We start from the raw sequence: 15,248 nt of genomic DNA on the forward strand, positions 1-15,248 counted from the left end.
GAGAGCCGCGATCGGTTGCCCGTTCGGCGGATGTCGACGCGCTCATCGATGCGCCCCCGAGGCCGGCGCGACGTCGAGAACGACGGGAACGGTGAGCACGGTGTAGTGCCGTTCGACCTGGATCCAGAGCCGATACCGGCCCGCGATGGGGAAGGTGTAGGTGAAAGGAACATCGGGTCCGTACGCGGCCACAGTCTCGTCGGGGGCACTGTCACCGTTGACCGGCGGCATGAGCATGACTCCTCGTCCCGCTGCGGCGTCGGTCATGCCACGCATCTCCGGCATGCTCATCCCCGGCATGTCGGACATGCCATGCATCGATGTCGGACCCATCGAGTGGGCGTGTCCCCAGATGGGCGAGTTCTGTACGGCCACAGCGATATCCGCGTCGCCGCCGTCCGGCAGCGGACCTGCCGTGATCATATGCCCGACCATGCCGAGCCACGGTTGCAGGTCAGCGGTATCGCCGACCTCGACGGTGATGGTCGTGGGTGCTCCGGCAAACGGGGTCGTCGTCCTGATGGTGACGGGATTTGCGTCGATGACGGTCGACGCGGTTGTGTCGCCGGCACCGAGATGCGGTGGTACACCCGGCGGTGGCGGTTCAACGCCGGCCACGTGATCGGGCTCGACAGTGAAACCGGTTACGCCACGCACCATTTGAACCCCGCCGCCGCGCCGGGCCAGCTCGGCGGACAGTACATGGTGCCCGGGCTCTGGTGATGCCAGATGGACCTGATAGTGACCCGGTCCGGTCCGGATCGGGTGCAGATGCGACAAGCGGCCCGTCGGTCCGATCACCAACAGATGCATCAGGGCGCTGTCGTGGACGAGGAGATCGTCGACGGGTGCGCCGGTGGCCGCGTCGATCAGGGCAAGATCGAAATCGCTCGGCTGCCCGGTGGTTACGGGTACACCCTCGACGGTGAGCAGGACAGGTGGGCGCGAGAAGTCCGAGATCAACGGCTGGTTCAGAGTGTACGGATCCGTGACGTTGTCCACCGTCGGGTCGAGCTGGCCGCCGGGCTGCGGGGGCAGCGGCAACGATGCCGACAGCACTGCGGCGGTCACCGACACGGCGATTCCCGCCACCATGCCCCCCGCCGGAAGCAATACCCACACGCTGCGCCGGGCGCGTATTGCTGTCAGCACCGAGACCACCAGCAGCACACCTGCCACCAGGAACCCGCCGTAGACCAGACGCTCCGGTGGAGAGGTGACCTGCTTCGACACGATGAACGGAATCCGCGCCACCCGCACGCCGTCACCTATGCCCAGTTCCCATGGGCCGGCCCGGTCCATTGCCAAGGTGGTCGAGTACATCCCGGGTATGCCGCCGAGTTCGACTACGGCCTCGGCAGTGGGTTGCCCCGGTGCGGGCAATGCCGACTGCGCCGTCACCCCCGTCGGTGTCGCCGCGAGCCTGAGCTGTCCGGCGGCGGTACCGGCATGGGTGACGACATCCACGCGCAACGGGCCAGGCACGCTGGTCACCCGGCGCAGCACGATCGTGAGTTCACGATCACCGAGGGTCTGTGCGACCGCGACATCCGCGCCGGAGGACGGGGAGTCGGCGAAGGCAGGTGCCATCCCGGCCGCCAGGATCAGGGCACACAGCCCCGCGACGAGCAGAGCGCGGCAGCGGACGGCGACAGGCACGACCGCCATGGTAAGGGCAGGAATCTACGAGATCATCATCTCCAGAGGGGATTCCGCCTCCCCGCTGGAGTGATGCCGCGATACCCGAAGCTCCGGATCATCCCTGAGCGGCACTCCCGACAGCCGACCGAGAACGAGTCACCTCCTGATCTCCGGGCGAGCCAGTCGCTTACCGGGCCGGATGCACATTGTCAGGAAAACGGCCTTGGTAGTTCCCGGGCGGGTCGTAGTTGGCGACCACGTAGGTCTCGGACGAATCCGGCGCACAGGCGCGCGCAACCCCCAGTCGCTCGGTGCCTTTCCAGACCACCTGGGTGAAATGCCCGGTCTTCGAGGCGAATCCGGGATTGTCGTAGTCGTAGACAGCCTCTTCGTCCGCCCAAGCGCGGAACGCTTCAGCTGCGCCCGCGTGGCCGGAACCACCGCTTGTCATCATGTACAAGTTCTCGCCGTACTCGGAGTTCGGTCGATGCTCGAAGCTGTGGGTCCGAGCCAAATGCTGTGCCCATTCCTCGGCGACCTTGTTCAGTGTCTGGTCGAGGTCGAGCCCCGGCGCCTGGTGACGGGCCCGGAACGTGTTGTGCAGGGCGAGCATTTCGTCCCGAAAAGCATTGTCGGTGCATAGGTAGTTCGGTTCCTGTTGCGCCGAGGTGGTGCCCGCGCCGGTCATGGCGGCCACGACCGCCAGCGCGAATGCGACTGAGAGGAAACGGGCAGGATGCATCGCGATCTCCCTGGATGTTGTGCGAGTGGAACCGGTCCGAACGGATACCTCAGCTGCATCCCGGCCCCGCGAACCCTCTGTGCCGACCCGGGTGGAATCGGTGGCGAAGGTGGCGGAAGTCATTGGGATGGAGTAGATGTCGGGCGGTCAGTCTACCGATGCGTCTGCACTTCGGGCGCGGATCGGTCTCCCAGTCGGTGCTGGAGTGGGATGCGGAACGGCACTCGACCCGCGATGATGCGTGGGTGCCGAGAACGGCAGGCCCGCTGAGCCGAGCTGCGGAGAGCTGGAGCGGTTCCCGGTGCGCCTCGTACGCGGCGTGGGGTCGGGCAGCGAATGTCCGACGACCTGCTCGAATGAACGCCCCTGACCGCCGTACGGGTCCACCACCGGATAACGCTGTCGGATGGTGCTGGCAGAGTGTGCACGACTGCTCCAGGAGGTGCTCGACAATCGTGGGTGACTACTTCGAACGAATCGTCGACGTCGAGGTGACCGCCGCGGAGGCGGACGCGCTGGCGGCACGGATGCTGGATTGGATGATTTCCCGACGGCTGCTCTCACGGGAGATGTCCGGCGAGGCGATGTACAGCCTCAGCGTGGACAAAGGTTATGTGCCCGGGCCGGATTGGGCGCAGATCACCCAGGAATGGGGCGACTGGATTCCTGGTCCGGTAGCCGTGATTGTCGGGCGCGCCGATCACTTCGGCGGACAAGGCGCGATCGAGCCGGACTCGGCCGTGTGCCCGCGTTGCCAGGCGAAGACCCTGATCATCGACTACCCGCAACAGTGGGAGGCCGATCCCGAGGCTTGGCAGCCATTCCGGGACGGCATCGACGCGTGGAAGCAGACGGGTGTCGGGGCTGCGTGCTGTCATTCCTGTGGCGATGCCGTTCCGGTCACCGAGTGGCACTGGCCGTCCGGGTTCGCCCTCGGCGCGCTCGCCTTCGATTTCTGGGGCTGGCCACCGCTCACCGATAGCTTCATCACCGAGTTCGGCGCGCGACTGGGACACCGAATCAACCATCAAATGGGCAAGTTCTGAAAGATCTGCATCATCGACCGGCCGCGCCGGGAACCGTCACTCGGGACTTGTGAACCGCGTCTTTCAGGAGCTGCTGCGGCTCAGTGGCCCTCGCGGAGACACCGCCCATAGATTCCGCGATCGAGAAGCATCAACGGCATCGCTCAGCCTCCAGGGGAACCGGATCCGCGAGCGGCGTCATCGCTGTACACCGATCCGGCAATCATGGCCGTGGCATTCCGTGTACGACCATCCGGTGCATCGCCCTGGACTCGTGGCTTCGAGTCAGACGAAGCGAACCGTCGGGACCGGATATACCGCGGCCCCGACGGTTCTCGACGTGGTTTCGACATTCCCGCACAGCGGAGGAATCCGAGACTTCGGAGCCTGCCGCGACCGGGAATGTCCACTCATGGTGTGCTGGCAGGACTTTCCTGTCCGAGCGGTTCGGTCACCACGAGTTCGGACACGGAAGCCGCTTGTGGCGATTCCACCGACACAGAAGCCGCTTCCGGCGATTCCACCTTGGACAGTGGATCCGCGATGTCCTCCAGGGACTGACCTTCGGCGTTCACGCCGAAGAACCAGGCGACCACGCCACCGAAGATCATGAACCCGGCGCCGATGAGGTACCCCACCGTGAGCGGAAACCGGTCGGGGTCCGGGTTGTCGGAACCGCCGACCAGGTGACCGAAGAGGAACGGTGCGATGACACCACCGACGCCCTGCGAGATGGCGAAGAAGAACGAGATGGCTTGACCGCGCAGTTCCAGCGGGAAGATCTCGCTGACCGTGAGATAGGCGGAGGACGCACCGGCCGAGGCGAAGAAGAAGATGACACACCAGAACAAAGTCTGAGTAGTGGCGTTGAGGATGCCCGCATTGAACGCCCAAGCGGAAACAAAAAGCAGGATACCGGACCCTACGTATGTCGCGCAGATCATCTTCCGACGGCCGATGCTGTCGAAGAGCGGGCCGAGTACCAATGGGCCGATCAGATTGCCGACGGCAAACGGGAAGAAGTAGTAACCCGTGTGATCGTCCGGCACGTTGTAGAAGTGGATAAGCACCAATCCTACGGTGAAGAATATCGCGTTGTATAGAAAGGCCTGCGTGGCCATCATCGTGAATCCAAGGAAGGAACGACCAGGATATCGACCGAAGAATATCCGACCCATCTGCACGTAAGAGAGTCGATCCGTGTCCACGATATCCAGAGCTTTACTCTCGTCGACCGGAGGGAGTTCGACTCCTTGACTTCGAACCTGCGCCTCGATCTCGTCGACGGTCCGATCGGCTTCCGCGGCCCGCCCATGGGTGAGCAGCCAACGTGGACTTTCGGGGATGTGCCTGCGCAAGAAGATGATGACGAGCCCGAGGACGGGTCCGATGAAGAATCCGATTCGCCATCCCCACCCGGTCGGGATGAAATTTTCGTTGAACAGGATCAGACTGGCCGCCGCTCCCAGCGCCGCGCCACCCCAATAGGTGCCGTTGATCGCGATGTCGACTCGGCCCCGATACTTGGATGGCATGATCTCGTCGATCGCCGAATTGATCGCCGTGTATTCTCCACCGATTCCGGTGCCTGCGATGAAGCGGAAAAAGTAGAGTGACCACGCATTCCAGGAGAATCCGGCCAGTCCACTGCCGATCAGATAGATTGCCAGGGTCAGGATGAACAGTTTCTTGCGACCGAGTCTGTCGGTGAGCCGACCGAAGACGAGTGCACCGACGACTTGACCGGCCAGATACCACGACGCCATCGCGCCGACCTGACCACTCGTCAGATGCAAGGTTCCGGCGTTCTGCAGCGGTCCGGCCATGCTGCTGACGATCTGGATCTCGATTCCGTCCAGAATCCAGGAGACGCCGAGACCGACGACGATGAGCCAGTGGAACTTCGTCCACGGAAGCCTGTCCATCCTGGCGGGGACCAGACTTCGAATTACTTTCGTTTGCGTTGTCGACACCTTGTGATCACCTCATTTTCTCAAGAATGCTAGTTCGTCCACGGGCCTGCATGGGTATTCGATAGGATCATGTCAATATTCACCGCCCTGTTCTTTATCCTCATCGCATCGGCGATATTTTGGTCGGACGGGTCTTTCGAATAGCGCAAGGCTGCTTGGTGCAGATCACGTGCGAGGCCGCTTCCGATGTACCGGCGGGTGTCGTCGTTGACGGATCCCCATTCTCCGACCGGGACGGCATCCTTGAAGCCCTCCCATGACTCGTCCCAATGCCGTTGAACCTTGCGAACGAAAGTTTGGTCCACATTCCTGTTGTCTCGGTAGAGGGGGCGCGGGGAGAGAAGGTGGAACAAGCTTGCAGATTCCGCGAATTGCGCGATATAAGCATCCCTTTCCGATGGGCGGAAACCTCTGGCCGTATGCGCGAGTTCCAACGCAGCGGCGGCTCTCGAGAGCGGGTCGTAGGTCACCGGGTTCTCCTCGGCAGCCGCCACCATCCGGACATTCGCCTGAATCGCTCCGGTGGCCATTTCCTCCGAAAATCCGGCGACCTTGATGGCACCCAAGGCATCGCCTCTGTCCCCGCCGAGATGGAGCACATTCGTGACGGCCGCCGCAGCGGCTCGATGGTTGAGACCACCGAATTCCGCTACTGCCGCCCTTGCGGATGCATCGTGCGCATTCTTCCCGGCGGTGAGCCGGCCCATCCAGCTCTCGGCGGTCTCGGGCGGCACCTCCCCCAGGAGCAACCGATAATTCAGATAGTTCATATCCTGTTGCCCCTTGGAAAAGTACGTAAGCGGCATCGGGCGACGGAAGACCCACGACGTTATGGGGCTGGCGTTGATGGCGCTGAGGTCGTTGAGCCAACGCATGCCGGTGAGGGCGAGGTGACCGGGTGACAGCGTGTAGCGAAGGCTTGCCTCGCCGATCCCGGGTGTGGCACCGCCTCCCCCCGCTGGCGCAGGATTGCCGGCGAGTGCGGCTCGGATTTGCCCGGTGAGCTGGCTCTGGCCGCCGATGAGGTTGAGATCGAGACGCCGCAGCAGCACGAAGCCCGCGATCAACAGCATGCCACCGACGAAAATCACGGCCATACCGCTGCCGGGCGCCGCCCGGAACACGCTGTCCAGCACCAAGGCGTAGCAACCGAGGAATATCGTGTAGGCGACCATCGACGCGGCATCACCGACCATGCCGACCAGGTTGCGCATCAAGACTCCCTGGGTGGGACCGTATATGAATCCCCCTGCGGCGAAACCGAAAATGGCCATCAGAGCGTGAAAGACCGACGAGAGTGCTGCGAGGAAAATCTTGATCGCAAGGTAGGACATGAACAGCAGCAGGATCGTCCCGAAGACCATCAGCACGAGGCCGGTACCAACCTGCCCCATGCTCGGATTCTCGATCTTGGCGTGCGCATAGGAGTCACCGCAGTCGCGCATCGCTCGCGCGACCTGCGCGTCACTACCCGCCGCCACCCCCGACGACCACGCCGCGCGGCACATCGGAGAGTCGTCGATGACATGACCGAAATTCCATACCTGCAGCGGGTGCCGTGCGAAGTTGTCGGCCAAGGTGCCGTTCAGCTCGCCGACGATGGACCTCGCATCCGGAGTGGAATTCCCGTTGAGTCCCGCCGCGATCGCAATCCCGACGTCACGCCCCTTGACCACCAGGCCGTTCGACGACAACACCTCGGCCAGAGGATGTGCCAGGTAGGTGGCGCCGAGGACAGCGACCGCGAGCATCACGACGACCTGCAGGACGGCCTTGGCATGATATCCCCGCACAACGAAGACCGCTACGAAGAACGCGCCGATCGACGCAGCCACGGCGAAGATGATCGGCGTGGCCACCTGATCGGTGAGGGCGTTGGCTACGTCGTTCAACGGCTTGCCGAGCCAGTCGAGCCAGCGGAAGCTCACCACGAAGCCGATCAGCCAGATCGCACTGATCACGATAACCATGAACACCGTGAATTCCAGGCCAAGCACCATCGACAACGCCGTGTCCTGCGGCGCGAGGAGACTGCCGCCGTCGGTGGCGAACATATAGTCCGACAAGCGAATCCCGGAGGAGTCCTGCACACCCGTCCAGGCGAGCCCGTCGATCGCGGACATGTTCCCGCCCCGGGTAACCGTGTCGGTGCCGCCGGCGGCTACCCCGCCGGCGGCGGTCCAGACCACAAGCAGAACCTGCGCGCTGACCAGAAGCCGGACGGCGATCCGCCGCGTGAGGGTGGAGTTGGCCCAGTCGCGACATCGCACCAGCAGGGCGCGCGGCGGCCGAAACGCCGTGTCCCACGTCCTGGACCAGAAGAGCCAGGAGTCCTGGGCAAGGCTCGACATGTGCAGTCGCATCCGTCATCACCCCCACGAGCCTGGAATCGGTTACATTTATGTTACGTGTGCATTGGCTCACTATTTAACGTGCCGTTACTTGGGAGTTCAATGTGTCACAGCGTAACGTACACCGTCGCAGCCGGCCCGTGGCGGCCGCCGCGGGGCACTCCCCGTCGGCGGGCACGCAGCCCATCGATGAGCAGGTCGAGCAGACGACCGGCCTGACGCGCAGCGGTCCGGTCCGTCGGCGACCAGCGACACACCACTGGACCGTCAGGGTCCTTGACGGTATTCGCGCTGAGGTCGGCGGCGGCGAACTGCTCCGTGTCCGCACAGGGATGGGAACAGCGTGTAGGTTCGGCTTACTCATTGGAACGGAAAGCTTGCGGCGGGGTGGTGCGACGCTGACACCGATCCGGGTCGACAGCTTGCGAGTGCAGGAGCTGAACATGTTGTCCGTCAAACGTTTTGAGGCGTCCGGACGTAGCTCATACTGTCGCCTCCGCCGACAGTTGCCGCAGTGAGCATTCGGATCCTCGATCCTTCTCGCGCTGGAGTCGTCACGGAGTAGGTGAGGCATTCCCGCTCGGCCGGAGGGCAACGACGTCCGCTGTCCCGGTACCGATTTGCCCGGGCGGAGGCGGAGTCGGATCAGCCGCGGCATGAGACACCCTATAGTTTATCCAGAGTTCACCGAAGCTTCGGTCGACCCGAAGTAAAGGGGTGAGGTAGGCAACATCAAAACTCGGTAAAGTTTGCGTCCCTACCGCCGGGTACGTGATCGAATGCTCTGGAACCCGTTCCAACTGATGCCGAAACCCTCGAATAGGTTGCGGGTCTGTCGATCCAGGAGGTTGTAGTTGTGGCCGACGCAAGCGTACCCACGCTGCGTCTGTCCGAACTGGACAGACTGGGTCAGCTCGACGAGCACAAAATTCTGTCTGCCGACCAAGTGCGATCGACCTCGCAGAAGCTGGGTGTGCCCGAGCAAACCCTATGGCGGTGGCTGGAGGCCCGCCGCGCGGGTTCCGCGCCGGCCGAACTCGACGAGCTCACCGACGCACCCACCAGGCAGGTCGGCTATCGACAAATCAGAGTCCGACAGTCGCGCATTGTCACGTTGCCGGAGACGGCCGGCGACGAGCCGTTGCCGCAAATCTCCGATGGTGACGTCACGACGTTCCGAGCGGATGCCTACCGGAGCTTGCCGCCCGCCGAATTCGCACGAATCGATGCCGTCTACACCCAAGGAATCCGAGCAACCTGTCGATGGCTGGCCGAAAACAGCGGCCAGCCATGCCACCACGACCTGGACCAAAACGGCGATTGGAGCGGACTCGGCGCGCATACCGACCTCGCCGAGTACATGCTCACGGTTCTTCAACCCCGTCTCTCCGTCGCAGATCACCTGCGTAGCGGTCGCGGCGCCGGCCTGGTCGAAGAATGGAACGACATCCTGGGCCTGTACCGGTTCCTCGGCGGTCTCGTCGCCGACAGTCCCAGCCGCGGACATACCATCACCCGCCTTCGCGGCGCTCAAGCAGCGTTCCTACTTCACGGTCTGCGGTTGGACCTGCCGCCGGATCTGGCGTACTCAGTCGGTCCGGGGCTGACGACCGTCCCGATCGATCACGAGGTCATCTCCCGTATCCATGCCGGGACCGCCAACTTGGCCGACGCGGCCGCGATCGCCACCGTGCTGTTCACCGGCGCCACCGCGATCGAACTCAACGCGGTTCCTTGCGTCGCGCTCACCGCAGACGCGCTGATCTTCAACGGTCCGATCGGCTACACACACGCATCCGACCTGTACGTGTGGGTGATACCGCCGTTGGCACGGCCGTTGCTCCACTCCGCCCGCCTCTACCGGGAAATGCACGACACATCCGACAGCAAACTGTTCGCGGGAGCTATCGGCGGAGCGGGCTTCCGACTGCGCAAGATCGCCGCGGCATGCGGGCTGACCATCCCGGACCTGTACCACTGGCACCACAGCTGGATTCGACAAGCTGGGCTTCTCCGCATGTCCGAGCAACCATCACCTGTTCGCAACACCGACCTACTGTTCGGTCTGAAGCTCGTCCAACGGCCTCGCCGACGCCGCGCACGCCAACGAACATCAGAAACCTGATCCGACGCGCCTGCGCCGAAACCATCCGCGCCGCGCACCTGCGGGGTGCCGGAATCTCACCGCCCTGCCCGACCGGCGGCTGCCCAGACGTTCCGGAATCGGGCTGACGCAGACCGTGATCCGGACCGGCCGATCGACGACCGGCGCCACCTGACCGGTCGCCGCACACGATACCTGACTGGCGCACGAGTGATCGAGACCGGTGCATCATCCACCTGGGCGCGCTCACCGACTCCAAGCGCTGCGCGAAGCAGAGAGCGCCTCCGACCAGCCGGTCCCGCGGTCCGGGAGTCGAGAGACGTCCGCCACCAGAGCCCGCTGGGCGCACCGGTCAGAATCGGTCCAGCCCAGCGCGGATCGCCTCCACCGTCGCGTCCAGCCGCACCTGGTGCGAACCCGGCCAGTAGATCCGACCGCAGTCGCGACACTGCCGGAACGTGTCGTAGTAGCGGCGGGTGAGCGGTTCCAGCCGATCTTCGACCTCGGCTTTCGCGACCGCTGCGACGGCGCCGCCGCAGCGCAGGCACCGGGTGAACGGCGCCAGACACTCGACGAGGTCGAGCCGCCGGATCACCTCGACGACCTGGTCGACCGGCTGGTCCGACCGGACATATACGCCGTGAGTGACGTTGCGCCGCTTCAGCAGTCCGCGGTCGCGGGTGAGCAGGATCCGGTGCTCGTTCGCCGACATCTCGGCGAGTTGGGCGTCGTCGGCGTCCCAGCGGCAGTGAACGTCGAGGCCCATCAGCCGCATCAGCTTGGCGAGTCCGCCGAGATTGACGTCGGCGACGAAGCGCGGCTCGCGCAGCGGGCGTGGGCGCACCCTGGTAACCCGGCCGATGTCGAGGGTCTCGAACACGGGATACGCCGTGATCCGGTCGCCGATCTGCGGGTGATGGTCGAAGTCCACCGGTTGCCCGTTGACCAGAACCAGGTCGACCTCGGTGTGCGGGATGCCGGCGGCCTCGACGACATCCTTCACGGTCTGGTGCGGGCGGAACAGTCGGCGCAGCACCGTGTACCGCTCGTCGGGCCGCAGGAAGTCGTTCAGCTCGGCGTAGACCCGGATGTCGACGCTCATTCGACGAACAGCGCCATCGATGCCGTGAATCCGTGCAGCGCATTGCGGCCCGCGATGGGGCCGATCTCGCCGGCGGCGAAGAAGCCCGCGAGCGGAATGCCGCCGAGCAAGTCCTCGATGGTCGCGGCGTCGTGATTCGCGACCCCGAACATCTGCTTGCCGCGTCCGTTGCATGTGAACAGCAACGCACCGGCCGGACGCCCGGGCAGGTCCGAGCTGGCACGCTCGAGGGCCGCACGCAGATCTCTGTCCGCGCCGACCGCGTCGCGGACCTGGAACTGCACGGTCGTGCCGACCTCGACGACTTCGCCGATCTCGATCGCACCACTCGACAGGTCGGCACCGAGGAGCCCACGGATCAGGAAATCGCCCTGCCCAGGCGCTGCCAAATGCTCGTCCGCCACGATTCCGATCTGCAGGCCATGCGTCAACAGTTCCTGCTGATCCGGTGGCAGGATGTCGATGACCTCCCGCAACCGTTCGATCGGTGGCTGACCACCGAGCTCGGTGATCAGCGCGCCACGCGCGCCGGTGACGATATAGGGGTACCCGATCGGCCGGCAGCCCTGCGACACGATCGGGACACCGCGCAGGCCGGGAAGCCGCACGCCGACCGCGCCGGACGTCGAAACGTCACGGTCGCGGAACAGCCTGCTGCCGGTCGCCCCCTGTGCGCCGCTCACCAGCCCGCCCATCACGATGGTGCCGGGAAGATCGGCATTCAAGTGCTCGAGCAGCAGGTCGGCCGGGAACGAGTACGGGTCCGGCAGCAGCAGATGGAAGTCGCGTGCGGTCTTGTCGAAGCGGTAGCCGGCTAGCAGCCCTCCAGTCGCCGTGCGGACGAAGTCCAACTGGAAGGTCTCGGCACCAGGCAACCCGGATGCCAGCCACACTGCCACCGCGGGCTCGTCCGCTATCTCGCGGCGGCCTGCTACGACCGCCTGCGCCACGCATCCGATCAGTGCGGGCACCCGGACAGTCTGGTGGACACCGGCGAGTACGGCCGAGGCTTCGTCGGTGTGGGCGCGTGATGTGAGCAGCACGGCAAGCGACAGCGTCTCGCCCGCGAGCTGATCGCGCGCGTGCGCTGCGGCTTCCACGCCTGCCTGCCGCGCCTCGGGCGCGGTGGAGAGCCCGACTCCGATCCGCACCCTTCCATCGTAGCCAACCCGCGCGAACGCAGCCGTTGTTGCTACACAGTGCATTTCCACAGGTGAGACGCGGTATTTTCAGCCCTCGACGCCGAGCACGATGGTGGCGTCTTCGGCGTCGAACGTGGCGCTCGGCGTCAGGAGGCCGCCCGGTTCGTGGCGAATCTGGGCGCTGTCGACCTGTCGTTACCGGAGGACGCGGTAAGTACGCTCGAGGCGGCGGTCCCACTCGAACTCGGTTTTCCCGGCGATTGCATCGCTGAAGGCGACCGGTCACCGTTCGTCAGCCGAGTCGGCACCCGCCGTCGGGCTCAACTGTGCGGGTCCGGCGACACCGGTGGCCGTCCCTGCTGGAGGCGTGGTGAAATACGCGCCACGCAATCGGTGTCGAAGTTGCGGGCGCGTCGCGCAGCGAGACGGATAATCGGGTCATAGGCGCGAGAAGGACCGGAACGATGCACGTGAAGAACATGAGTCTTGGAAGTCTGCTGATCCTGTCCTGGTTGATCATCGGCTTGGTCGCGGCAGGCCAGCGCGACTATTTCGACAGCGGTCCGATCAACTGCGCGGGCTTCGGCACAACCGCGCTGACAGTGCTCGCCGGTCCGCTGAACTACATGGGCCTGAATCCGAAGATCGCGGATTGCAATGTGCCCCAGCCCAGCCCGTAGGTGACACGAACACAACGCCTTTCGCGGATATGCGCGCGGTAGATGATGCGATGACATATACCGTTGCACAATCCGCACCGAGATGAGCGTCTGGCCGACTACGGGTTCGGCACGATCGCGACATCTGTGCTCGCCCGATCGCTCAGCTATCTTCGGTGCAACCGAAGATAGCTGATTGCCCTGTGTCGCAGGTGAGTCCGCAGTCCGTGCGGGCCGCGCACGCGCCGACGACGACCAGGCCGAACGCGATCAGCCCGGGAGGCAACCCGACCCCACGATCGCGCAGTCGCTGGACCGTACAAGAACTCCTATCCGAGCCCACCAAACCGCGCGATTTCCTGCCCGAACGCCGCGTGCGGCCGTTCAGGCGGGTTCGGCGGACAGCGTGATGGTGGTCCAGCCGCCGAGGTGGATGCGGTCGCCGCTGCGCAGCGAAACGGCAACCTTGGGCGGTAGTAGGTCCTCGCTGCCGTTCAGGCTGGTGCCGTTGGTCGAGCCGAGGTCGGTGACGGTCAGGCCGCGGCCATCGACGTGGATCATGGCATGCGCGCGCGAAACACCGATATCGGCGGGGGCGATGCCGAGATCGATTTCGGGCGCGATACCTTGCGATACGCTGCGCTTACCGATCAGAATCTCGCTGCCGTGCAAGACGATTCGACGCTCCGGATAGTAGGTGGGGAAGCCGACCTGCTCGACGTCGGGACCCTTGCGGGCGATGACCCGATCGTAGAACTCCCGGTCGGCGACGATCGTGGCGATCCAGGCGACCGGGCGCGGCGGTTCCGCGGCGGCCGGCTCGGGCGTAGCCGGTGCCGCGGCGGCCGGTTCGGGTGGCGCCGGTTCCGCGGGGCGCTGCAACGGCCGGGCAAGCGCCGAATCACGCCCGCACACTTCACAGAATCGACCGGTGCGCACAGCACCGCAGGAGGGACACAGCGCGGCCGACACGTTCACGTCCGCGACGGATGCCTGTGCACCGACCGGCTTTCCGCAGACATCGCAGTGGTAGGGCGCGAGGGACAGATGACCGTCCGGACAGATGTCCATCACCCCTCCTGCCATCTGATCCCGACCGCCCTTGTCCGGTCGGTTCCAGCGAGAAAGGCTGCATACGGATCGCTCATCTACATTTCCTTCCATACCCGCGCGGTCTTGGTCGAGCCGGCCTCTACGGGCAGCTCCTCCCGTATCCGCGCCGTCTTGGTCGACCGAGCGTCCAAGGCCATCTCGTCTGCCGCGTCCACGTGCGACCGCAGCCGCACGGTCCCGGTGCGCTCGTCGACCTCGACAACGCCGCGCAGCAGCTTCGCCGTGCCCTCGTTGCCGGACTCCTCGGCCAGCTCCACCGCCCGGCGCAGCTTCGCGGTCGCGCTCGCGGCGTCGCCGTTCTTTCGCGCCGCCAGCCCGTCCCGCACCGCCTGCGCCAGCTCGGCCTGCCCGGTGTAGTGCGCGACGCGTCTGCTGATCCGGGCCGACAGCGCGGTGTCGGTGGTCCACAGCGCCCGAACCAGCCCCTGGCCGAGTATCTGCTCCCCCGCGAGCACACTGATCCGGGCAGCGAGCTTCTCCCGCCCCGGTGCCGCGGGCTCCACCCAGACCTGGAGGTGATAGTCGCGGTTCTCCACGCCCCACGCACCCAGCGAGTACTCTCCCACCTGCGGACCGAACTCGGCGCGGCGTCCGGTCAAGTCTTCGATCGTCGGCGCGACCTGCTTGACGAATTGCACCCGCGCGCCCCGCGGTGTCCACACCCGCAGCTTCAGCTCCCGAATCGCCTTCGCCATCGACGTCTGCATCATGGCCGCGAAGTCCGCCGCGAGGTTCGCCGGATCCCTGACGATGTCCACCGTCCCGTGCAGGGCCGAGGAAATGGAGCGCACTTCGTCCACCCGCCAATCGGTTCCGACACCGCGGCAGTCGCAGGTGAACATTCCCTCCGACAGCTTGATCTCCCCAGCCAGCGTCTCCGGCTCCTCGTGTTCGTTCTTGCCGTCGGTCAGCAGGATGGCGTGCACCATCGCGCCGGGATGCTGCGTCGCCAGCTGTCTGGCCTGGCCGAGCCAGGTGCCCATCGCCGTACCACCGTGCGGACGCAGCTGGTTCAGTGCGCGGCGCGCGGCAGCCCGGGAGCGGCGATCGGCGCGCACCGAGGGAATCTTGGTCGGAAACACCGAGCGCGCCACATGGGTGCCCTCGACGATGGCGAACTGCGTGCCATCGGACACTTTCTCCAGCGCGGCCAAGGTCGCGCTGCGCGCGCCCTCGAACTTGTGGCCCGTACCCATCGAACCCGAGCAATCGATGATCAGGATCTCCACTCGCTCCTGCGGCGGAGCGGTCACCATCAGGTCGCTGCTCACCTCGACGGTCACCACGGCATCTACTGTGCCAGCTCCGGCGCCCAAGTACTCGTTCTGGTCGACGGCAACCGAAATCCCTTTGCTGTCAGTAGAACCCAACATACGTCTCCTGCTCGGTCGGACCG

The 15,248-nt window shown here is 65.1% G+C and carries 11 protein-coding genes; 3 read left to right on the forward strand and 8 right to left on the reverse strand.

What is annotated here, in order from left to right:
* Window positions 1–42: 42 nt before the first annotated feature.
* Complete coding sequence (locus OHB12_RS09070; protein ID WP_327117985.1) at window positions 43–1,659, reverse strand: hypothetical protein; 1,617 nt, start codon at window positions 1,657–1,659, stop codon at window positions 43–45.
* 169 nt (window positions 1,660–1,828) lie between these two features.
* Window positions 1,829–2,383: a CAP family protein gene (locus tag OHB12_RS09075; RefSeq protein WP_327117987.1), complete on the reverse strand. Its 555-nt coding sequence runs from the start codon at window positions 2,381–2,383 to the stop codon at window positions 1,829–1,831.
* A 455-nt stretch (window positions 2,384–2,838) separates the two neighbouring features.
* Between OHB12_RS09075 and OHB12_RS09080 the strand changes: the two genes are divergently transcribed.
* Complete coding sequence (locus tag OHB12_RS09080; protein ID WP_327117989.1) at window positions 2,839–3,429, forward strand: hypothetical protein; 591 nt, start codon at window positions 2,839–2,841, stop codon at window positions 3,427–3,429.
* A gap of 389 nt (window positions 3,430–3,818) precedes the next feature.
* Here the strand turns inward: OHB12_RS09080 and OHB12_RS09085 are convergent, their stop codons facing one another.
* Both OHB12_RS09085 and OHB12_RS09090 read right to left on the reverse strand, forming a co-directional pair.
* Window positions 3,819–5,381, reverse strand: a complete 1,563-nt coding sequence (locus tag OHB12_RS09085; RefSeq protein ID WP_327117991.1) for an MFS transporter — start codon at window positions 5,379–5,381, stop codon at window positions 3,819–3,821.
* A gap of 29 nt (window positions 5,382–5,410) precedes the next feature.
* Window positions 5,411–7,732, reverse strand: a complete 2,322-nt coding sequence (locus OHB12_RS09090) for a hypothetical protein (protein WP_327117993.1) — start codon at window positions 7,730–7,732, stop codon at window positions 5,411–5,413.
* An 856-nt stretch (window positions 7,733–8,588) separates the two neighbouring features.
* On the opposite strand from OHB12_RS09090, the gene OHB12_RS09095 reads away from it, so the two are divergent.
* Window positions 8,589–9,857 (forward strand): hypothetical protein, encoded by a 1,269-nt coding sequence (locus OHB12_RS09095; protein WP_327117995.1) that lies wholly within the window; start codon window positions 8,589–8,591, stop codon window positions 9,855–9,857.
* 331 nt (window positions 9,858–10,188) lie between these two features.
* Here OHB12_RS09095 and OHB12_RS09100 read toward each other — a convergent pair whose 3' ends face one another.
* Window positions 10,189–10,938, reverse strand: a complete 750-nt coding sequence (locus OHB12_RS09100) for a Mut7-C RNAse domain-containing protein (RefSeq protein WP_327117997.1) — start codon at window positions 10,936–10,938, stop codon at window positions 10,189–10,191.
* On the reverse strand, window positions 10,935–12,089 hold the full coding sequence (locus OHB12_RS09105; protein ID WP_327117999.1) for an FIST signal transduction protein: 1,155 nt from the start codon (window positions 12,087–12,089) through the stop codon (window positions 10,935–10,937). The genes OHB12_RS09100 and OHB12_RS09105 overlap by 4 nt, the downstream gene beginning before the upstream one ends.
* Before the next feature lie 470 nt (window positions 12,090–12,559).
* On the opposite strand from OHB12_RS09105, the gene OHB12_RS09110 reads away from it, so the two are divergent.
* Window positions 12,560–12,760, forward strand: coding sequence for a hypothetical protein (locus tag OHB12_RS09110; RefSeq protein ID WP_327118001.1), 201 nt, complete (start codon window positions 12,560–12,562; stop codon window positions 12,758–12,760).
* A 363-nt stretch (window positions 12,761–13,123) separates the two neighbouring features.
* Here the strand turns inward: OHB12_RS09110 and OHB12_RS09115 are convergent, their stop codons facing one another.
* Window positions 13,124–13,810, reverse strand: a complete 687-nt coding sequence (locus tag OHB12_RS09115; protein ID WP_327118003.1) for an FHA domain-containing protein — start codon at window positions 13,808–13,810, stop codon at window positions 13,124–13,126.
* Window positions 13,811–13,887: 77 nt separating this feature from the next.
* A complete protein-coding gene (locus OHB12_RS09120; RefSeq protein WP_327118005.1) occupies window positions 13,888–15,225 on the reverse strand; it encodes a vWA domain-containing protein in 1,338 nt (445 codons plus the stop codon).
* Window positions 15,226–15,248: the final 23 nt, after the last annotated feature.

It is taken from the genome of Nocardia sp. NBC_01730 (genome assembly GCF_035920445.1).
GTDB lineage: Bacteria > Actinomycetota > Actinomycetes > Mycobacteriales > Mycobacteriaceae > Nocardia.